Origin of the sequence: Exiguobacterium undae DSM 14481, assembly GCF_000620805.1 — a bacterium.
GTDB classification, from domain to species: domain Bacteria; phylum Bacillota; class Bacilli; order Exiguobacteriales; family Exiguobacteriaceae; genus Exiguobacterium_A; species Exiguobacterium_A undae.
The window spans coordinates 1,917,707-1,937,865 of the sequence record NZ_KK211187.1; the positions used below are offsets into that span (position 1 = coordinate 1,917,707).

The following is a 20,159-nucleotide window of genomic DNA, read 5'->3' on the forward strand; positions in this document are numbered from 1 at the left end:
CGTCATCCCTCCACTGTAATGATGATTCGGTTGATGTCCCCGGTCGTCTGTTCCAGTTCTTCTCGCGAGACACGGCGTCCGGATGTCCGGTAAGGGTTCAATATGGACGTTCCGGTCAATTCTTGTCCGTTACATGCAATGGAAAACGACTTCCCTTGTTTAAGTTGAATCTGATAAGGTGTTCCGAAGAGATGCAGCGAAAACTCGACCGGCTCCGAGACAACGGGATCAAATTCCAATTCGTCTTCATGTATACGAATACCTAAGACATGTGACAGTAATTGATTAAACCAGATACCTGGACCGCTGGAGTAAATGCGCCAGCCTCCCTTGACAGCAACACTGCCTTCTTTTAAACGATCAAACTGGTCTTGAGCTTCGTAACGGGTCTTAAAGTCTCCGTCTGAACTGCTGAAATACGCATTTCGTTGTCGTAAAGCTGCATTTGGGACGGCAGTCATCGAAACCGGATTAATCACTTCAAGTGCAGTGACCGTCTCAGCCGACCGACCGAGTTTTGTTAATGCTTCGATATATCGGATATGCGCGTGGACATACTGAAGACCGATTTCCCGTCCGAAATTGGCAGCTTGTTCCGCCCGCATAAAATGATGACTGACGCCGCCGCGATATGCAGCCGGCTTATCCATCAAACGAACGCCATCCGGAAACTTCAGGTGTTCGGCAATCAGTGTCATGTTTTGATTCGCCTGCTCTTTTGAAACCAGTTCACTGATAATACTCCGTGTCATGGGCAGGAGTCGATACTTCATCCGGAGAGTCTCATCGGACGGATGAATCATCGGTTGGTAGCCTTGATCCGTCACATGAAGAAAACCCGGTATCACGTCATCAAGAATCATCTCTTTTTCGAATTGGCGTTTGATTTCTGCACTGAGTCGTTTCAATTTCAAACTGAGCGGCTGTATGCTTGAGAGCGCACTCGACAGTTGATCCATCATCTGATAGGTCAGGGCGACCGTCCATGTACTGATCAGATTGCGTTTCAATTCCTCATCCGCCGGTTGCAACGTGTCGTCCCAGTCGCCTCCACCGTAAGCTGAAAACACGGAATCTCCTACAAAATCGTCCTCGATTTTCTGAATCGCCTGTTCGATATGATGTACCAATGACTTCTCGCTGACGACCTCACCTGTTTTGTTACGAAACGGAATGATTTCTTCCAAACAGGAGAGGTCGTTTGTTCGAATCAAGTAATCGGAGACAGCTTTAAGCGGCCAGACAATGATATCCCCGTGACTGTCTTCCTGCTGAATCCCTTCGTATTCATCGAACATAAACCATTGCGGCCAGTCCCCTGCTTCAAACTGATGTGAAAAGATCGTCAATACGAGCGCACGGGCTTCCTCAAAATGACCCGTTGCCAACAAAAATTCCATTGGACCTTGCGAGACATCACGCGTCCCCCAAGCTGCACCACCATACTGTTCCAACCCATGTGGTGATTGATAATGAATTCGCATATTTTGTACATACCATCGCACCTGCATGTCCATCGCCTGCCATTTATCGGCTTTGCTTTCAAAATGCAGACCGTTTCGGTAACGGTTCATCCAGACGTCATACAATCGCTTTTCCTCTTGTTCTTCGAAGACAAGCCGGTCTTTCCCCACACCAAGGCGAAGTGTCAATATGTTCGTTTCATCAAATTGCATCCAGATCAAATCATCCTCGAAACCCCGGTCAAAACCGTCTGATGATTGTCGGATCGTAAACTGTTGATCGGCTTCGATCGTATACGTCAAATCCGGCAAGTGTGCCGAACTGTCCGCATCGGGATCAGCCGAAAACAGCAGACGTTTGTCCTGTTGCTGCATTTGAAACGGCACTACATATTCCTGAGTGTGCATCGCAATCTGTTGACTCACCTTGAATCGAAGCGGCTGTGTACTGTTGATTGACAATTGAATCACCGGAGATTCAGCACCGATCACCGTCCGTACCGTGATGGTCTCGGAACCGATGAAATAATGCCATACTGCCTCCTGCATCCCCATTTCAAACAGTGAGGGAAGTGTCAACAAATGATTGGTTCCTTCATATTCGACATAAATTCGCTGGCCGGAAGTTTTCGGGATATTCAAGGGATTACGAATATTCGTCATCCATTTGTTGTAGTTGGTATTACCCCAGACGATATGTGAATTGAAGACCCCGTTCATGAAGACCGTCGTCGCGAGTTTGGGCGCAGCAGGCATCAGACTACCGGCAGTCAATAAAATGTTCCCGTGGCTTCGTTCTACCAGCAGTTCCTTCTCCTGCAAGACAACGTGTCCTCCATCCGGCGTAAAGAATGACAACAACTGTCCGTCCACGTACTCTTCCAACTGACGGTCGGGATACAACTCATGTAAACGGTCCTCAGATACCGGCTCACCGCTCAATGTGATGTTTTGAGTCCGGGCGAACGGCCGGGTTATCTTTTCCCATCCTGCTGAAGGTTTCGTTCCAAGCTCCGGCATGGATCCGATTGTGTCTTCAGATAATGCTTCTTCAAGATGCGGAGCAATCCGCAGTTCAAACCATAATGTGTCCGTTTCAGACAGATCGATTTCTCTCGTCCGGATGGTCGGTAAGGCAAACTCATACTGGTAAATGCGGGACGCCAGTCGTCCATTTAACCCTTCCGGACGATTCGTCTTTCGGTAGTCCGTTCCGTAGACATCGAATCCGTCTGTCGCATACTCTGCAATGTCTTCAGAACACGCCATCAGAACACCTGGGAACCCCGTTGACTGTTGTTGATTTTGCCGTGCTAAAAGAACCGAATCGTATTTAGCATAGTCGATGTACTGTGCCATATAAGCTTCATTCGTTCTGACACCCGCCTCATCGGCGAGACCGAGATCCTGCACATACGTCACGTCATACCGTCCCTCACCGTCAAACGATAGATCAAACCGAAGTCCGTCCGAGTGTACAAGTGCAGTCACCGTGTAAGTGAAATCGCCATGATTTCCGGACCAACGAATGTGGGAGTCCGACAATTCAAACGTGCTGGGTGAAGCGATTCCGAGTAACGGCAGTGCTTCGCCGCCATTGAAGCGGACATAAAAGTTCATCAAGGAACCGTCCAACGGATGATGAATCAGCTGATTGATCATCAATTGACCGTATTTAAGTTGTTGGATATCTCCGAACGGAGTCAGCGTGACCAACGTTTCACCTTGCTGAAGTTGAAGTTTTTTCGTCATCATGTTCATGTTGAATCTCCTTTACGACTCGATTTAATGCAAATTCAGCAGATAAGCCTTCCGTGCTGCTTGGTCCGACAAACAGCGTGAAGTATCCGTCGTCTGCACTGTGGCTTCCGTCCGGATGCAGATAAGCTAGCATATCCAAACTGATTGTCAACTCGACCTCGATGCTCGTCCCCGGTGCAATCGTCACTCGATTAAACCCTTTTAACTGTTTGACTGGACGCGACACCTTCGCTACCTGATCCTGAATGTACCATTGGATGATTTCATCACCTTCCACCGTACTCGTATTGCTCACTTTAACGGTAGCGGTGATATCCCCGTGCCCACAATCATGATGTGACAAGGTTAGTTGCTCATAGTCAAACTGCGCATAACTCATTCCAAAACCGAACGGGAACAACGCTTCGTTTGGTGCATCTAAATATTTGCTCGTGTAACGCATATCTGCATTTTCAATATCTGCCGGGCGTCCTGTCCGCAAGGCATCATAACGAAGCGGCATTTGACCGACGTGATGCGGGAATGACATCGTCAGCTTGGCAGAGGGCGATTGATGACCATACAAGAGATTGTAGACCGCATGTCCTGTTTCCGTTCCCGGATACCATGCTTCGAGAATGGCCGTAGAATAACGCTCGACTTTACGTAAATCAAGTGGACGTCCATTAAAGAGTACTGTAACGATTGGAATATTTAACGCAGCTAATTTTCGTAATCCATCCACTTGTGTCTTCGGCAAACGAATATCCGTTTTGCTGCCCGCTTCACCGCTCATCCAAGAAGCTTCACCTAATGCGAGGACGATCACCTCTGCTTGCCGTGCCGTTTCGACTGCCGCCTCCCAATCGACTTCCTCTTCTACACCAGAACCCGGACTATACGAGAACGGTATCCCCTTCTCCCGAAATGCTTCTATCAACGGAATAGCTTCTTCCGTTTTCCCACTTCCGGCCCAAGGACCAAGAACATCAGTCGAGGTGATAAAAGGTCCAATCAAAGCAATCTTTTGATTCGAAAGCGGCAAAATATCCTCATTTTTCAATAAAACAATACTCTTTTCAGCCAATTCCCGAGCATGAGCACGATGTTCTGGTGCGAGATGGACCGCTTGCTCCGTCATCGTCTCGATTCCCCGGTATGGATGCTCAAATAAGCCGAGTTCATCTTTTAATCTTAAAATGCGTAAAACAGCTTCATCCAACTTACCGACTGAGATTCTCTTTTGTTCAATCGCTTCTTCTAAGTGATTGAGGTATGCACCTGACATCATATCGATATCGACACCTGCCTCCATCGCCAATCGACCTGCGTCCGCCAAGGATTCTGCCACACCATGAAAGATGACTTCTTTGATCGACGACCAATCCGATATCGTCACACCGTCAAACGCCCATTCTTTCCGGAGAATGTCCCGTAGCAGATAGGTACTGACAGTCGCTGGAATACCGTCTACGACGTTGAAGCTTGTCATGACCATTTTGGCACCTTCGTCCAACGCACGTTTGTAGGCCGGCAAATAAAATTCCCGTAACTCGCGGTCGGACATATCAACCGTATTGTAATCACGTCCGCCTTCAGGGGCACCATAAGCAGCAAAGTGTTTGACACATGCTGCGAGGGTTCCTTCATTTTTTAAATCCGTTCCTTGATACCCTCGGACGAATGCCGCTGCCATTTCTCCGTTCAGCCAAACGTCTTCGCCTGTCGCTTCCATAACGCGACCCCATCGAGCATCACGTGTCAAGTCAGCCATTGGTGAAAAGGTGACATGTAATCCGGAAACCGTTGCTTCGAATGCCGATTGTCTTGCCATTTGTTCAATCGCCTCTATGTCCCAGGACGAAGCCATCGCAAGAGGCACGGGATAGATTGTCCGATGACCATGAATGATATCTGCCATGAATAGTAAAGGAATTTGTAATCGATTGTGTTCTAAGTATTGGGATTGGATGTAACGTGCTTGCGCAGCATTGTTTATCCCGATGACCGAACCAATCTCCCATCGATTTTCGCTTGTGATACCACTTTCTTTCATCAATTGCGCGACCGGTCCAGTGATGACATCTTCATGATCGTCGCTATATACGGACGGTAAAATTTGAATCAACTGTCCGATTTTTTCTTGAAGCGTCATCTGCTTGATTAAATGTTCCACGTTCATCTCATCCCGCCCTTTTTAGAAAAATTGTTATTTTGTCGAAACGTTTCACCTGTTATTTAAAATTATAAGCGCTTACATTAAGAGGTGCAACCTTTTTATCGAAACGTTTCGAAAGATTACTTAATTGTTCTTACAAAAAAGAAGTCTCCCTTTTCATCTCAAATAAAAGCAACGCTACACATCAGTTTTGAGATGTGATTTTTCTTATTTTTTCTCCGTATACATAAAGTACAATCTGATCGACTGTTTGTCTCGTTATCCCTCTTTACTTCATTCACGGTCATCCGTCCTTTCTTCATTAAGACAATTATATTATTGTTTCATCATCTGTTAACTTGTTTGCACAACAACGGGCAAACCCAAGATGGATTTGCCCGTTGATTTTATGCGTTATACCGCATCGTGTACGACCGAAGCCACACACCACTTCTCTTTTAATTGCTCAATCCGTTGTTTTCCTTCATAGGAGTTCATCCAAAGATTCATGACATCCAAAACTTCCGTTTGCCGATCTTGAATGAGGTAACTTTTTTCGGCCGGAATCCATTTTTCCTTTATTTTCGGGGCACCTAATCGCATATCAAGCGAGGCGTAATAAATCGCTTCGACGGTATCCGTGATCATGACATCCACTTCTCCCGCCGCGACGGCTGCCGGAATTGCTAAATTATCCGCATACATGACGATATGCGCCTGATCAAACGTCTGACGAACAAACTGTTCATTTGTGCCGCCCGGATTCAAGCCGATTGTCACATCCGGACGATTGATGGCTACAATCGACGTCAATAAATCAATATCCGAAGCGCGGACAAGAGGTGTCTTTTGGAACGATAAATAGCTTTTCGTGAAGTCACCGACAATTTCCCGTTCGATGTTCTTCGTGACGCCGCCAACGACCATATGAAATTTCCCGGCACGCAAGTCACGTGTCAACGTCCCCCATGTCGTCGGGACGAATTCGACTTCCAGTCCGGCTTTCTCGGCAAACGAGCGGATGACGTCGATGTCAAACCCTTCATATTGATTCGTCTGACGGTTCAAGTACGTAAACGGTTTATAATCTCCGGTCGTCCCGACGACGATCTTTTTCGTCGTGAAGACGTTTTGTTTGCCGACACTGAATGAACCGGTCACATCTTTTAATCGTGTTGCTGCCAAAAGACCAGAAAGCAACAGACTTCCTCCAAGTGCTAATCCTCTTTTATTCACTCTGCTCGCTTCCTCTCTCTGTCTGACGCTTTTTTCTGTATAATACTCAAAACAGTATCATATTGTTTTATGTTATCCAAGAGTTTTTTGATTATTTCGTCAAAACAAGACGATGTTCGATTGCTGAGCCCTCTTATTTGCAGAACCCTTGTCCTTTCTTTCATACTGGAAAAGAATTCACAATGAATGGGAGGAATGGAAGATGAGTAACGTATTTATTATTGGGGCGAACGGAAAAGTGGGTCGGCATGTGGCGAAACAATTGAGCGGGTCGGTGCACGATGTGCGGGTCGGTTTGCGCTCACCGGAACAGTTCGCAGATTTCGAAGCACTGGGGGCGACACCTGTCCTGCTTGATCTCGAACAGGATGTCTCGTCGATCACAGACGCCATCAATAACAGTGATGTCATCATCTTTACGGCAGGCTCCGGTGGTCATACGGGTGCCGATAAAACCATTCTGATCGACTTGGATGGCGCAGCAAAATCGATTGCGGCCGCAGAACACATTCAAGCGAAACAATTCATCATGGTCAGTGCGTTAAATGCCGATTCGCCGGAAACTTGGTCGGACAGCATGAAACCGTATTATGTCGCAAAACACTATGCCGATCGCCTGCTTCGGGACAGTTCCCTCGCCTATACGATCTTGCGCCCGGGTGGGTTGACGGACGATACAGGAACCGGTGCCGTGACGACAGATCCGGCATCAACGGACAAGACGACGATCGCCCGCGAAGATGTCGCGCGTGTCGTCATCGCTGCGATTGAACAGGAATCGGCTTATCACCAAACGATTCCCCTGCTTGAAGGAACAACACCGATCGCTGATATTTTTGCGTAATGTCAAAAATGAGCTCAATCCATTTGGATTGGGCTCATTTTTTTAGGAAGCTCGCTTCATTTCAACGATATGCGCCTGTTCCCGACGAACAGCCGTCAAAATCAATGTCACGGCAACCGTGACCAGCAAGATGACCGTCAGACGAAGAACAAACGACGAGATATTTCCGTCAAAGTAAATCAATCGGGTCAGTCCGGCGACCGCATTCGGTACCGGCAAATAATGACCGATCGTCTGGTAAAATGGTGCCAGCATCGACGGGGGCACAATATTTCCTGCCGTCATCAGCTGGAACGGAATCAAAGCGACGTTGACGAGTGGCGCAATCGGACCGAAAATCGTGAAGTTCATCTGAGTGACACCGATACAAGTTGCCGTCAATAATACCTGGAACGCCCATACTTTTAGAAAGGACGCTTGTATCTCTGAAAAGGCAAACGCAAGCGACACCATGACCAGCGGCACAACTAACAGGACAAGACCGTGCAACAGTTGTTTGCTCCAAAAGAGCGACCATTTTGCATGTCGTTTTTGCAGGATTTGCGTCACGAGATTAAACTGGATGCCCATCGTCATGACCGCAATGTAGATGACGAAACCCAGTAAGATCGGCAACATCGAGGTTGAGAAATCAGACACTTCATGTTCGACGATGACGTCAGAGACAACCGCAGGTGTACCGTTTAAGGCTTGGGTGATTTCAGTTGTTGCCTGTTTCAGGATGCCGTTCGCAAATTCAGCATTTGCCTGATTGACGTGGAACGTCAGCTTCGGTTGATCCGTATCCGTCAGACTCGCGACAAGGACCATCTCGACTTCCCCGGCATCCAGTTGCTTCAGCCCCTCTGCTTCCGAACGGACAGATTGGACCGTGAACGGACTCTCCTTCTGCAAGTTTTGATACAAGCCGACTGTCGAATCCGACTTGACGACAGCGACACGCAACTGATCCAGACGATCCGTCGCCCCTTGGTACCCCGTCATCCAAACGACAAGAAATAAGATCGGGACGATCAAGGCAAACATCAATCCCACTTTCGTTTGTGTAACCGAAAAAACATCTTTAAAACTCTTCATGTGTTCCGCTCCCTTTTATATGCATTGCTTATAATAGCATATGCAACCATTAATCCAAAAAAGAGAAACCAGTTACGTCACGTTTTGGTAAATGGTTTCAAGTGTCTTGATGAATTGTTTAATTTCTTTTTTGGACAATCCTGAAAAAGCTTGCTGTTGCAGCTGATCGAGCGTCGGTTCCAACAGTCGGATGACCTGAACGCCTTCTTTTGTCGTCAATAGAATGAAGGCGCGCCGGTCGCGTGGATCCGCCGAACGGATGACCAGTCCTTTTTTGACGAGCTTATCAAGGATTTTCCCGACCGTCGTTTGGTCCCGTTCCGTCAACAGCGCCAACTGTTTTTGCGAAATGCCCTCTTGTTTATGAAGCTCACTCAACACCGAGAACTGTTCCGGTGTCAGACCGTGTTCTTCCATCCGCTTGGTGGCGGCACGTTTAAAGGAATGATAGCTGCGTGACAGTTGCATACCAAGTGACCAATCCGTTTCTTTCACTGGAACTCCCCACCTCAAGAATAATAGTTGCACTACTTATTAATTGAACTTATTTACTATATGCCGGATGAGGTGGTTTGTCAAATGTCTTAGTTAATAGTTCTCGCCTTAAAAATTGTACAAGCTAATATAATTCAAGACGTAAACGATTTGATCGCTTCGATATGCGCATCCTTGACGTGTTGGTCGACTTGCGACTGTTGTTTAAGCTGCTCATAGACGGCATCGACTTGTGAGGGTGTCAGCCGTTTGACCGTTGCCAAACGTTTGATCGTCCGCTGTAACTCATTTCGTTTGATGACATGGACGTGACCGGACTCAATCGTGATTTTTTTCAGTTCACACCGTTCGCTGAAGACGATGACCGATTGAAATACCTGTTGCTCCACTGTTCCCGCTAAAAACTGTGCCATGCTTTTCAAGTGCTGCTCGTTTTGTTTGATCGGGTTGTAAAATCGTTGTTTGTACCGGTTCTTAAACATTTGCGTCCACTGCCGGTCCGCCTCTTTCCCGAAGATCCATCCGCTGTAGTTTTTTGATTCCAATACATAGATGCCACTCTCATGAATGAAGGTGACATCGATTTCCGTCATTCCCTTGCCCCGTGCTTTTGGTAAATACGTATTGATGACGAACTTTCCGTATCCTCCAACCTTTTCGAGCTGACGGGTCGTCAAGTATTCGCCCCAGATTCCTTTATCGCGGACCGCCTTTAAAAAACGTTCCTGCGTGACCTGCTTATATGTACTTTTGTCGAACGATCGGCGACGGAAGTAAAACAAACTGCCGAGCGTGACGGCAAACCCGACGAACATGACACTTCCGATGAGAAGTAACGCCGGAATTAATGCAGCTAACAAATCTTCCACTCATTTCATTCCTTTCTTTTTTAAACCCTAAATTTTCCACTATTCCAGAATAAACGGAATTCTTTTCAATTTCCACTAATTGTTACATTCATTTCACTGTGGTACGGTAAAGAAAAGGAGGGGTAGGGATGTTTGACTCATTTTTCTCAATTTGGTTGCCTTTGATCCTGCTGATCATCGTGTGGCAATCTGTTTCGCAACAACTTGCAAAACTTCGCATGACCCAACAGCAAACACTACGTGAACTGACACGTCTTCAAGAACATCTCGGCGTGAATGATGCCGCAAGCAGTCACAGCCTATTGAATGAACAGATTGAGCAACTTCTGTCTAATCATGAGACAGTGGAAGCGATTAAACTGGTTCGAGAAACTCTCGGTTATCCATTACTTGAAGCCAAACAATATGTCGATGCAATCAAAGAGGCATCGTCGGACAGGCGCTGAACGAATAACAGGCAAGTCTTCCGAAAGGAGGACTTGCCTGTCTTGATGTTTAACGGACCTTCTCCAGTCGCGCCGCTTGAATTTGATACACTTCGTCACACAGTAAATCGATGTCCTGCTGATGGTGACTGGTCAGGAAAATCGTCCGCCCTTGTTCTTTATACTGCACGAGCAGTGTCCGGATCCGTTCGACACTATCCGTATCAAGGGCATTAAACGGTTCGTCGAGTAACAAGACCTGTTGATTTTCCATGATGGCTTGGGCAATCCCGAGTTTTTGTTTCATTCCAAGCGAATAGTGTTTGACCTTTTGCGTCAAATTCGGCGCCAGTCCGACTTGTTCCATCGCCCGGCGAATCGCCGCATCATCGATTTTATTTTGAATCCGGGCGAGTTCCTTTAAATTCGTGAATCCGTCCAGTTGACCGATGTAACCCGGTCGTTCGATCAAGATGCCAAAGTCTTTCGGAAAGCGGTGTTTCCCCGTCAAGGCTTGCCCGTCGACTGCAATCGTTCCCGCGTCCGGAAAGACAAACCCGCATAACATCTTGAATAACACCGACTTGCCGGACCCGTTGATACCGGTAATGCCGTAAATCTTTCCCGGTCCGAACGAGACGTTCATGTCGTGAAACAGTTCATGCCCTTTATATTGTTTGCTGACGTTCGTTAATGTAATCATCATTTTGCCTCCTTAATGATTTGTTCGGACATGTTTTCGAAAAACGATTTGGATGACGATATAAACGAAGAGGCTAGCTCCAACCAGTTGCAGACTGATTGCGTAAGCGGAATGGTCAAGCAGCTGAACCGTTCCATTTCGTCCAATCGGAATCCAGTCCTGTTGAACGAGCGGCAACAGTGCAACCATTCCGCCGCCAATCCAGTAAATACCTTGGACGGCTTCGCGCGTCCAGTACAAGACGAGAAACAGAATCAGACCGTACACGATGAGTTGGAGTGTTCCGTTGACGATTGTCTGGTAAAGAATCGTCGCGAGATCAACTGACAAACCGTTCACCTGAGTCGTCCACTCGACACCACGTAAAAATGCAAACAGTGTCGCTAAACTGAAGAGACCGATGACCGTCCCGGTTGCTGTCACAAAAAGCTTCGCCAATTGTTTCGAAAACCATCGATTCAAGGACCGGTGCCGGATGATGTGATAAAGTCCTTGATCGATGACGTCCCGTTCATATCGTTGCGCCAGCAGGTAGGTATAGCCAAAAAATAAGACGGCATGATTCAAATATGCCTGCAACGTGAAACCATCAGATCGGACACCGCTGAATGCGGTCAGTAAGTAATCACCATACGTTTGTCCCGATGGCTGAACGAACAAAATCAACAGGCAACATGCGATGTAAATACTGATTGTAATAAACTGCCGCGGGAAGCGGAACCGACGATCCAACAACACGACAACAGTTGTCAACAGAACAATACATCCCAGCCAGTAACTCAATTTTTGATTTCCCAGTACGTTCGGTAACGACAAGACCAGAAACAAATTGAGATAAAGACCTGACGTAAACGATAACAGTGTACCGATAAAGGAAATACTCGCAACGATATACACCAGTTTTATGCGTCTTGTCAGCACATACACCAGACCGAGCATCAGATAAATCAGCAAACCGCCGACAAATAAAAATCCAAGTTGCAGACAATGGGCAAGCAGCGGCGAAATGTTCAGAAACACCGAGTCTTTTGGGATGTAAAATACCTGTCCGGCCCGTGCCGCAAGACTCCAATTCGTTTCAGCCGGTGCCTGCAGTGCAAACAGGTATCCGACAATCGCATACACTAATAACCCCATTCCCCACGATTTAGCGAACCGTCCGGTACTATGTATCAACGCACTCCGTGTATTCCGGAAGCGGATCAACCGGAAATCCGTTAAGTCCCTTTGTATTCGAACAATCGATAACAGGAGAACAAGCAACAAAATATCGTACATCAACAAATAGGTATTCATCGTCACTGCCGTCATTAAATCCCATTGATTAAATACGATTCCTTTACTAAGCGCTTCCTGTTGATCTTGATACATCCAGATACCCGCAAAAAGCGTCACTTGAAGCCAACAAACCGCATAGACGATCCGGCTCACAGTTCCCACTCCGTCCGCTTCATCCCCGTGATCATCAGTCCGAACAACATCAATCCGAGGACACTGAACGGAACAAATATCGTCCACAACGGCATCGCGATAATGTTAAACGGGAAAATCGTGCTGACGGGCGAAAATTGCGGGACACTGAGTAACCCGGTCGCAAAGTTCAACAAGTGATAAAACAAAAACGGAAGACCGACTGCCAGAAATAAATTCCCGGACAACACCAACAACAGGTACGCAATTGTCGCATATACCATCGCATTAAGTCCGATCCATCCCGCATAAGCGATCATATACATCCCATCCGTCGTGAAGGCTTGGGTGAACGTCGTCAATGATTCTGGCCCCTGTTCATATGTCATCCAATGCAAGCTCGGCTCTACGAACCGTAAAAACAGCATCCAGCCGAGCATCGTCACAAAAAAGACGATAAACGTGATCAAGGCGTTGACGACTCCTTTGGCAATGAGATAGTCCTTTAGCGAAACACGGGTCCGCGCGTAGCGGATGAACTGATGATCGATTTCACGGGCGACCGTTGGCAGGTACAGCACACAACAAATTAACGGAAACGCGACGGCGATAATCGTTCCGGCAGATTCTTCGAACACCCCCTGCCACGTCAAGAATACGTATCCGGTCCGAACCTGGTTAAACTGTAACAGGATAATCAGCGGGAGCAGCAAAGCCAGACATAACGTCCGACGTGTCATGCTTCGTTTTAATTCCGTCCATATAATCGGTTGCAACGGCTTCTCCTCCTTTGGTTATGGTCGTTTTTTTGTGACGAAATACAACAAGATGCTGAGGGCGGGAATCACGATCGACAAGACGGTCGTCGTTCGCGACAGCCGATCCGTCCGGTGCCGCTGAATGATGATCCAGATTGCAAACAAGACATGTGCCGCCGATAATCCGAGCAAGGCAAATGCGAATCCAATGACGACCGTATCAATCTCATCAAATTCGACTTCCCACCCTTTGTCCGGTGCACCGCTAAGAGATGATGACATGAACGGTTGAAAAACAGAGGGTACGTTTTTTCCATAGCTCTGTTCAAGCGTCAATCGCTCGCCTTCAGTCGACGTACTGTATATCCGGGCTGCCGTGACCATCCACTCTTCTTCAACAACTGTCTTCAGCGGAGCGGAATCAGTTGCCTCCCATTCCTCCCCTAGTTGATATCGAATACCGCTTTCCGAAATATCCGATGTACTCCGGACGATGAAACCACTGAAACCAAACATCAGACTCAACACCAATACAACAATTCCGGCACGTAAAATCCGTTTTGCAAACAACTTTTGGATCAGTTGCAATTCATGGATTAATACCTGCGATTGTTCTTCACCACCAAATCGATTGATGGCGATTTTCATTGCCGCCTGTTCCGAGTACCCGTCAAACACCAGCTCGGCGACGGTTTCCTCCAAGTGTTGCCGCGTTTCATCTTTCAGTTCCTTCGTTTCCGGCAAATCCGGATCAGCCGAGCGGTAGAGCTGATTTACATACTCATCTATCATCGGGGTCCCCTCCTAAAAATTGATCCATCAATCGTTTGACGACCTGCCATTCCTGCCGTTTCGTCCGCAGTAACGCCCGTCCCTCGTCCGTCAGATGGTAATACTTGCGGCGTGCACCGCCGGCCGCTTCGTCACTCCAGTACGAGATGACGGCCGCCTTCTTTTCCAGTCGTTTCAGTGACAGATAAAGCGTTCCTTCTTTTAACTCAAACGCATCCGCGCTTTTTTCCCGCACTTCTTTTGCGATTTCATACCCGTACCGGTCCTTGTCGACCAGTAACGCCAAAATCAAGGTGTCGATATGTCCTTTTAACAGCTCTTTATCAATTTCCATCTTCTCCCACCACCTCTTACATACAATGTAAAACAATGTACTCTATAATGCAAGGTACTTAATAAAAAAAGAATCGCTTCCGCTAAAAAGCGGAAACGATTTCTCAACTACGCATCAATCTCTTGCTGCCAAACGATACAACAGATCAAGCATTTCGATGTACAACCAGATGATCGTGACGATCAAACCGAACGCCGCGACCCACTCCATCGATTTTGGTGCCCGTGCCTGCACTTGTTGCGAGATGAAATCAAAGTCCATCACCAGTGACAGGGAGGCAACGATGACGATGACAAACTGAATGCCGATCGCAAGCGGCGAGCTGCCCGTCATGAACGGTAAGCTGATACCGAACAACGTCAAGAGTAAGTTGACTCCGTACAAGACGAGGATCGACAGGATGGCCGCCGTGACGGCCGAACGGAATCGTTGCGTCACTTTAATCATACCGGTCGAATAGACGAACCACATCGCAAACGAGACGACGAAGGTCGCGAGGACCGCCTTACCGACTAACCCTGGATACATGCTTTCAAACATCAATGAAATCGCGCCGACGGCGACCCCTTCGACAATTGCGTAGACCGGTGAAAGTACCGGAGCGGTCCGTGGTTTAAAGGTGATGATCAGGGCAAGAATCAATCCGAGGACAACTCCGCCAATCAATGCAGGAATTAAGAATTGTGGATTTGCGGCCAAGAAGAACCAGGTCCCGCCGGCTGCTGCCGTGACGAGGGCAAGTAAGAGGAAAATCTTACTCATCGTCCCTGCTTTTGTCATCGGCCGTTCGCCGGCACGCGCCGTCTCAAAACCACGGCGTAAGGCAGGATTAACTTTAAATCGTGTTGCCATCTTGCGTTCACTCCTTCTATTTTATCTATGTCTTATTACGGTTGTTTCCCGGAAAAGTTTCAGCTTAACCAACTATTTAAGGCATTCAGCTGAAACATGACGACAGGAATCGATTCCTTTGCCGAGACGAGGTGCGACGTCGCTTGTCCGACTTTGCCTGTCGTCACGAATGTCTCATCCGTCAACCCTTCACCGATCGGTCCAAACGGATCACTGTCAATCATCCGGTGACGGTACGTGATGAAGACCTCTTGACCGGCCTGATTGACTTTACAGCCTGACTCTTCATCCGGGCGGTCAATCCCATATTCGGCATAATGCCAAACGGTTGTCGCATCCCACGGTGAACCGAGATGAAGAATCTGACCGTCCGCTTCAATGAATTTCTCAAGCGGTGAACCCGGACCAAATCCATTTTCAATCGTATGTCCGGCAACAAATGCCGTTGCCTCGTTTCCCCATGCCGTGACCGACCACATCGGATGGGCACTGCGTTTGACGTCCGGGAACGTCCGGAAAAGTTCAGGAACTTTCCCGATGGCGCGTGTCGGTGTCTTCGCCGGATCGTACGCCGGCATTTCCTGACGGATCGTCTCCCACCAATCTTCCGGTACGGCGGGACGACTCCAGTTTTTCGGGTCTGAATTATCGGTGCTTTGTGCCGCCATCATGATCAGACCGTCTGCTGTGACGACCTCTTGCAACGCTTCAATGATCGATTGTGCACCGCCCGGAATCCAACCGATCTCCTTCATCGAGCTGTGAACGAACACTTTCATGCCCGCTGTCACACCAAGCTGTTTTAAATCTGTGATCAACTTTGATTTCGTGACCATTTGTCTTGTTTCCATTTCGCACCCCTCACTCGACGACAAGGCGAATCGTCGATCCTGTTTTACCTTGCGTCACTTCAATTTTCGCATCGACCCGTGATTTCAGTTCCTGGACGTGGCTGATGATTCCGACCATCCGACCGCTTGCCTGAATCGATAACAGCGTTTCGATCGCCTGCTCAAGCGATTCCGGATCGAGCGTACCGAATCCTTCATCGATGAACATCGTCTCAAGCGATACGCCGCCGCTTGCTTCCTGCACGACTTCCGACAGACCAAGCGCCAAGGCGAGTGAGGCCTTGAAACTTTCCCCGCCGGACAATGTCTTGACGTGCCGTGTCTGCGACGTATAGGCATCAAAGACGTTTAAATCGAGTCCGTACTTTTTCAAGCCCTTTCCGGCTTCCGTCTTCCGTTCAAGCAGGAAACGGCCCGACGTCATCCCGTGCAGATGCCGGTTCGCGGCTTGCAGGATCTCGTCGAAATAGGCGGTTTGGACATACGTCTCAAACGTCATCCGTTGCGCATTTTCACCGACCCCGACCCGTGCCAACTCACCAATGATGCCATAGCGTGTATCTTCTGCCTCGATTTGTTGTTGTAACGTCGACCAGGCATCGACCAATTGCTTGACGTGGAGCCGTTCTTTTTCGGCACCGATCCGTTGGTCCGTCGCTTCGGTCAATTCGGCTTCCGCCTGCTCGACAGACAATCGGATCGTCGCTAAGTCCGGTCGGTCCTGCGCTTTTACGATCTGACGGATCCGCTCCAGTCCGCTCTCGACGTCCTGACGTTTCCGCCGGTCGGCTTCCAGTCGTTCCGCCAATCGGGCAATATCTTGCCGTGTCATCCGCGCCTGTTCAAACTGTTCGACCGTCGCAAACCGTTCTTCCTGCAGGCTGCGTTCGAACGTTGCTTTCGCTTCCAGCCACTTCGATGTCCGCTCCGTCAAGTCTGTTTGGATGTGCTCCAACCGATCGCGCCGCACCGCGACGTCTTGATCCAGTTGTTGCTTTTGATTGTGGGCTCCCGTCCGTGCCGCTTCAAACGACGCCAACCGTTTGCTCAACGTCTGCTGTTCCGTCTCTAATTCACGGCGCGACGGAGCATCCGGATTCCGGGTCAACATGCCCTCGAGCCGGGCCAGTTCCAGCTGCAGTTTCGACTGACGAGCCGACTCTTCCTCAATCTGACGGTCCAATCGTTCCAGTCCTGTCTCGATTGTGCGCAGTTGCTGCTCGAGCTGTTGTTTTTGCTCCTGTTGCCGTTGCAACGCGGTTTCCTGTGCCTGTAAGGACTCGATTTCTGTCCGGATCACGATTAGATCGGTCGGAAGCTCCTTGCCTTGACCAAGCGTCGTGATGTCGTGTTCGAGTTGCCGTTTCCGTTCCGCGACCGTCCGGTACGTTGCCTGCAGTTCCTGATGCGCCGTCTGGGCTTTTAAATAAACCTGATGTAAGGCTTCGACATCCAGCGATTCCGCTTTAACCGCAAGTTGCGGATGCGATGTGCTTCCACAGACCGGGCAGGCGTCTCCGTCATGCAGGTGCGCCGCCAGTTCTGCCGCCAGTTGACGGCGTTCGTTTTGCCGGCCTGTCGTATAGGCAAGTTCCGCCTGCTCTTTTTCCTGTTTGACCCGCGTTCCCTGTTCGATCAACCGGAGCCGTTCTGCTTCGTTTCGTTGCCATTCCTGCTGTTTTTGCTCAGCAGTCTGTAAGAGGAAACGCCGTTCCTGGATCGTCAGACGGTTGCTCGATTCGTCCGCCATCGCGCTGACTCTTGTTTGAAGGGTCGTCCGTTCGCCACGTTTCTGATCACGTTCCTTGCGCAAGGCTTCCGGATTCAGCTCAGCAATCGCCCGGGTCAACTGCTGTTGTTGTGTTAACAGCTGTTCTTGATCCTGCAACCGTTGCAGTTCTTCCTCGATTTGCTCCAGACGGCGAGCTGCCTCACGCATTTCCGGTTCCTGCGCCGCCAGCCGCTCGACGTCTTGATTCACCTGATCGAGCCGCTGCAACAACTGCTCCAGTTCTGTCGAGACGTGTTGTTTCGCAGCCGTCAACTGCTGGACCGTCTGTTGCTCCGATTGGAACGTCTCAAAAACTCCGCTGATTGCCGCCGCCCGCGTCGCCGCGTCGTACCGTTCCGTCTGACGTTTCGTCTCCGGCAATGTCACCGCCAGTTGTTGTTCAAGTCGCAACAACTCGTCGTACTCGACAAAGGTTTGTTCGAGTTGCTCGGCCTGACGCAGACGTTCCGTCACGCGTTGTACGGTCTCGCGGATCGCCTGTTCCGTGACTGCAGCGTCAGTGATTTTTTCGTCAAGTGACTTCAGCAACTGATCCGTCTCTTGACGGATCGTCGTTTCCGTCGCCTCTGCCCAGTTCAGCTCAATCGGCAGTTCTTCGAGTTTCGACAACTGCTTCGTCTTCGTTTCTTTGATGGCTGCGGCGAGATCCAGTGCTTTGCGGTGCAAACGTTGTTGAAACTCCCCGTAGTGTTCCGTCTTGAACAGTTGTTTGAGAATCTGTAACTTGTCTTTTGACTCTGCCATCAGCAATTCCCGGAATTTATTTTGCGGGAGCAATAAGATCTGTGAAAACTGTTTATGGTCAAGTTGCAACAGTTCCTGGACTTGTTGGCGGATTTCCGGAATCTTCAGCGCAAGAGGCTTCCAGGTCGTGCCGTCATGTCGGGCGAACTCGGCTTCATGCCCATAATCCGTCTTATTGACCGGATGGGGCTGGCTCGGTTGCCGGATGATCCGGTACCGTTCCCCTTTTAACAGAAATTCGAGTTCGACTTCCGTCTTTTGGTCCGGTTTGGCGAAATGACTGCGCAGATCGCTCATTTCCCGTTCCCCGCCTGATGTTTCCCCGTATAAGGCAAATGTCAATGCATCAAAAATCGTTGTTTTGCCGGCACCAGTATTGCCGGAGATAACAAACATCGTCCGCCCCCCGAGTTCGCGAAAATCAATCGTCTGTTCATCGGCAAATGGTCCGAAGGCACGTAAGGTCAATCGTTCTGGACGCATGCAGCTTCCTCCTCTAACACGGATTGCATCGCATCCGTTGGTTGTTTTTCACGAACCGCTTCATAAAATTCCCGGAACAGATCGGTCAACGTCGCCGCTTGGACTTGATCGCGGGATGCTTGCACCGATCGTGTACTTTCACGTGTAAAGCCGGTCCGCTCGAGATGGAGAATGTTCGGGTAGATTTTCTTCAGTTTCCCCATCGGATCGATCAACGCTTCGGCATCCGTCAAATTGATTTTGATGTAATCGTCCGTTGTTTGGGTCGCGACAAAGACCGGATCCGTCAATTCTGCGAGGCTGCCTGTCAGTTCACGCAGGTCGCGTTTAGCGGTCAACGGTTCAAACCGGCGGTCAAACGTCCCCGTATCGTTGAGCGTCAAGATGTCGACGCCTTTCACGTGATGTGCTTCCGAGAACGAGTATTTTAATAACGAACCGCTGTAACGGATCGTGTCTGACTTGATCGCAAGTGGATTATGCAAATGCCCGAGTGCCGTGTACGTAAACGGAGCAAAGGCACTGGCGCTGACCTGTCCCGCCGTTCCGACCGACAACTGGCGTTCGGAATCCGTTTCAAGTCCGCCGATGACAAAGGCATGCCCGACGAGGACGCTTGGCCCCTCGATCGTCATCGTTCCGATGATTTTCCGCATCGCTTCATCATGGGTCCGGATCGAATCATCTTGATGGATGTAACGGACGGTAGCCGGATCCGCGAACGGGACCGGGTAAAAACGGACGCCTTGAATCTCGATCGGTTCAATGGTTGATGTTAACTTTCCGGCCAGATGAAGACCCGCCCGTTGTAATAACGTCGTTCCGAAGCTCAGTCGTTCCGCTGAATCATGGTTGCCGCTGATCGCGACGACCGGAATCTTCCGTTCGAACACGATTTCGGCTAAGACGGTATCCAGCAGTTCGACGGCTTCCGTCGGCGGGACAGCCCGGTCATACAAATCACCGGCAATGATGACCGCGTCCGGTTGTTCCCGGTCAAGCAACCGGATAAACTCGTCGAGGACGGCGCGTTGGTTTTCAAGCATCGATTCCCCATGAACGATTTTCCCTAAATGCCAATCGGCAGTATGAATCCATTTCATCTTTCATCACGCTCACTTTTCCTCTATAAT

Annotated in this window: 17 protein-coding genes; 2 read left to right on the forward strand and 15 right to left on the reverse strand. The window is 49.1% G+C overall.

The genetic code is table 11. The features are described from left to right. Window positions 1-2: 2 nt before the first annotated feature. The 3 genes from P397_RS17350 to P397_RS0110790 all read right to left on the reverse strand — a co-directional run bounded on the left by P397_RS17350 (window position 3) and on the right by P397_RS0110790 (window position 6,597). Window positions 3-3,224, reverse strand: coding sequence for a GH36-type glycosyl hydrolase domain-containing protein (locus P397_RS17350; protein ID WP_051524007.1), 3,222 nt, complete (start codon window positions 3,222-3,224; stop codon window positions 3-5). Further along, complete coding sequence (locus P397_RS17355; RefSeq protein ID WP_051524008.1) at window positions 3,184-5,385, reverse strand: glycoside hydrolase family 3 N-terminal domain-containing protein; 2,202 nt, start codon at window positions 5,383-5,385, stop codon at window positions 3,184-3,186. Before P397_RS17355 ends, P397_RS17350 begins: the two co-directional genes overlap by 41 nt. 390 nt (window positions 5,386-5,775) lie before the next feature. Further along, window positions 5,776-6,597, reverse strand: a complete 822-nt coding sequence (locus P397_RS0110790; protein ID WP_028106547.1) for a transporter substrate-binding domain-containing protein — start codon at window positions 6,595-6,597, stop codon at window positions 5,776-5,778. A gap of 202 nt (window positions 6,598-6,799) precedes the next feature. On the opposite strand from P397_RS0110790, the gene P397_RS0110795 reads away from it, so the two are divergent. Continuing rightward, window positions 6,800-7,441: an SDR family oxidoreductase gene (locus P397_RS0110795; protein WP_028106548.1), complete on the forward strand. Its 642-nt coding sequence runs from the start codon at window positions 6,800-6,802 to the stop codon at window positions 7,439-7,441. A gap of 42 nt (window positions 7,442-7,483) precedes the next feature. On the opposite strand, the gene P397_RS0110800 is transcribed toward P397_RS0110795, so the two are convergent. The 3 genes from P397_RS0110800 to P397_RS0110810 all read right to left on the reverse strand — a co-directional run bounded on the left by P397_RS0110800 (window position 7,484) and on the right by P397_RS0110810 (window position 9,882). Further along, window positions 7,484-8,518: a YhgE/Pip domain-containing protein gene (locus P397_RS0110800; RefSeq protein WP_028106549.1), complete on the reverse strand. Its 1,035-nt coding sequence runs from the start codon at window positions 8,516-8,518 to the stop codon at window positions 7,484-7,486. A 72-nt stretch (window positions 8,519-8,590) separates the two neighbouring features. After that, the gene (locus P397_RS0110805) at window positions 8,591-9,013 is read right to left on the reverse strand and encodes a MarR family winged helix-turn-helix transcriptional regulator (protein ID WP_026833278.1); all 423 of its coding nucleotides are present in this window, start codon (window positions 9,011-9,013) and stop codon (window positions 8,591-8,593) included. Window positions 9,014-9,147: 134 nt separating this feature from the next. Beyond that, window positions 9,148-9,882, reverse strand: coding sequence for a nuclease-related domain-containing protein (locus P397_RS0110810; RefSeq protein WP_028106550.1), 735 nt, complete (start codon window positions 9,880-9,882; stop codon window positions 9,148-9,150). A gap of 128 nt (window positions 9,883-10,010) precedes the next feature. Here P397_RS0110810 and P397_RS0110815 point away from each other — a divergent pair, with 128 nt between their 5' ends. Further along, complete coding sequence (locus P397_RS0110815) at window positions 10,011-10,328, forward strand: hypothetical protein (RefSeq protein WP_028106551.1); 318 nt, start codon at window positions 10,011-10,013, stop codon at window positions 10,326-10,328. A gap of 49 nt (window positions 10,329-10,377) precedes the next feature. Here P397_RS0110815 and P397_RS0110820 read toward each other — a convergent pair whose 3' ends face one another. The 9 genes from P397_RS0110820 to P397_RS0110860 all read right to left on the reverse strand — a co-directional run bounded on the left by P397_RS0110820 (window position 10,378) and on the right by P397_RS0110860 (window position 20,129). After that, the gene (locus P397_RS0110820) at window positions 10,378-11,010 is read right to left on the reverse strand and encodes an ABC transporter ATP-binding protein (RefSeq protein ID WP_235183984.1); all 633 of its coding nucleotides are present in this window, start codon (window positions 11,008-11,010) and stop codon (window positions 10,378-10,380) included. Window positions 11,011-11,022: 12 nt separating this feature from the next. Continuing rightward, a complete protein-coding gene (locus tag P397_RS0110825) occupies window positions 11,023-12,441 on the reverse strand; it encodes a hypothetical protein (RefSeq protein ID WP_028106553.1) in 1,419 nt (472 codons plus the stop codon). Next, window positions 12,438-13,196 (reverse strand): hypothetical protein, encoded by a 759-nt coding sequence (locus P397_RS0110830; protein ID WP_028106554.1) that lies wholly within the window; start codon window positions 13,194-13,196, stop codon window positions 12,438-12,440. The genes P397_RS0110825 and P397_RS0110830 overlap by 4 nt, the downstream gene beginning before the upstream one ends. 18 nt (window positions 13,197-13,214) lie before the next feature. Next, window positions 13,215-13,970 carry a permease prefix domain 1-containing protein gene (locus tag P397_RS17640; RefSeq protein WP_028106555.1) on the reverse strand — a complete coding sequence of 252 codons (756 nt, stop codon included), beginning with the start codon at window positions 13,968-13,970 and terminating at the stop codon, window positions 13,215-13,217. Continuing rightward, window positions 13,960-14,304, reverse strand: coding sequence for a PadR family transcriptional regulator (locus P397_RS0110840; protein ID WP_026833286.1), 345 nt, complete (start codon window positions 14,302-14,304; stop codon window positions 13,960-13,962). The genes P397_RS17640 and P397_RS0110840 overlap by 11 nt, the downstream gene beginning before the upstream one ends. Window positions 14,305-14,418: 114 nt before the next feature. Further along, window positions 14,419-15,156, reverse strand: coding sequence for a Bax inhibitor-1/YccA family protein (locus P397_RS0110845; protein WP_028106556.1), 738 nt, complete (start codon window positions 15,154-15,156; stop codon window positions 14,419-14,421). Window positions 15,157-15,215: 59 nt separating this feature from the next. After that, on the reverse strand, window positions 15,216-16,007 hold the full coding sequence (locus P397_RS0110850) for an aminoglycoside N(3)-acetyltransferase (RefSeq protein ID WP_028106557.1): 792 nt from the start codon (window positions 16,005-16,007) through the stop codon (window positions 15,216-15,218). A 10-nt stretch (window positions 16,008-16,017) separates the two neighbouring features. After that, window positions 16,018-19,026 carry an SbcC/MukB-like Walker B domain-containing protein gene (locus tag P397_RS0110855; protein ID WP_028106558.1) on the reverse strand — a complete coding sequence of 1,003 codons (3,009 nt, stop codon included), beginning with the start codon at window positions 19,024-19,026 and terminating at the stop codon, window positions 16,018-16,020. Further along, window positions 19,008-20,129: an exonuclease SbcCD subunit D gene (locus P397_RS0110860; RefSeq protein ID WP_028106559.1), complete on the reverse strand. Its 1,122-nt coding sequence runs from the start codon at window positions 20,127-20,129 to the stop codon at window positions 19,008-19,010. The genes P397_RS0110855 and P397_RS0110860 overlap by 19 nt, the downstream gene beginning before the upstream one ends. Window positions 20,130-20,159: the final 30 nt, after the last annotated feature.

Bases quoted from the DNA above. Each gene is read 5' to 3' on its own strand.
- P397_RS17350 (WP_051524007.1), bottom strand. From the start codon at position 3,224: ATGAACATGATGACGAAAAAACTTCAACTTCAGCAAGGTGAAACGTTG.
- P397_RS17355 (WP_051524008.1), bottom strand. From the start codon at position 5,385: ATGAACGTGGAACATTTAATCAAGCAGATGACGCTTCAAGAAAAAATC.
- P397_RS0110795 (WP_028106548.1), top strand. From the start codon at position 6,800: ATGAGTAACGTATTTATTATTGGGGCGAACGGAAAAGTGGGTCGGCAT.
- P397_RS0110800 (WP_028106549.1), bottom strand. From the start codon at position 8,518: ATGAAGAGTTTTAAAGATGTTTTTTCGGTTACACAAACGAAAGTGGGA.
- P397_RS0110815 (WP_028106551.1), top strand. From the start codon at position 10,011: ATGTTTGACTCATTTTTCTCAATTTGGTTGCCTTTGATCCTGCTGATC.
- P397_RS0110820 (WP_235183984.1), bottom strand. From the start codon at position 11,010: ATGATTACATTAACGAACGTCAGCAAACAATATAAAGGGCATGAACTG.
- P397_RS17640 (WP_028106555.1), bottom strand. From the start codon at position 13,970: ATGATAGATGAGTATGTAAATCAGCTCTACCGCTCGGCTGATCCGGAT.
- P397_RS0110840 (WP_026833286.1), bottom strand. From the start codon at position 14,304: ATGGAAATTGATAAAGAGCTGTTAAAAGGACATATCGACACCTTGATT.
- P397_RS0110845 (WP_028106556.1), bottom strand. From the start codon at position 15,156: ATGGCAACACGATTTAAAGTTAATCCTGCCTTACGCCGTGGTTTTGAG.
- P397_RS0110850 (WP_028106557.1), bottom strand. From the start codon at position 16,007: ATGGAAACAAGACAAATGGTCACGAAATCAAAGTTGATCACAGATTTA.
- P397_RS0110855 (WP_028106558.1), bottom strand. From the start codon at position 19,026: ATGCGTCCAGAACGATTGACCTTACGTGCCTTCGGACCATTTGCCGAT.
- P397_RS0110860 (WP_028106559.1), bottom strand. From the start codon at position 20,129: ATGAAATGGATTCATACTGCCGATTGGCATTTAGGGAAAATCGTTCAT.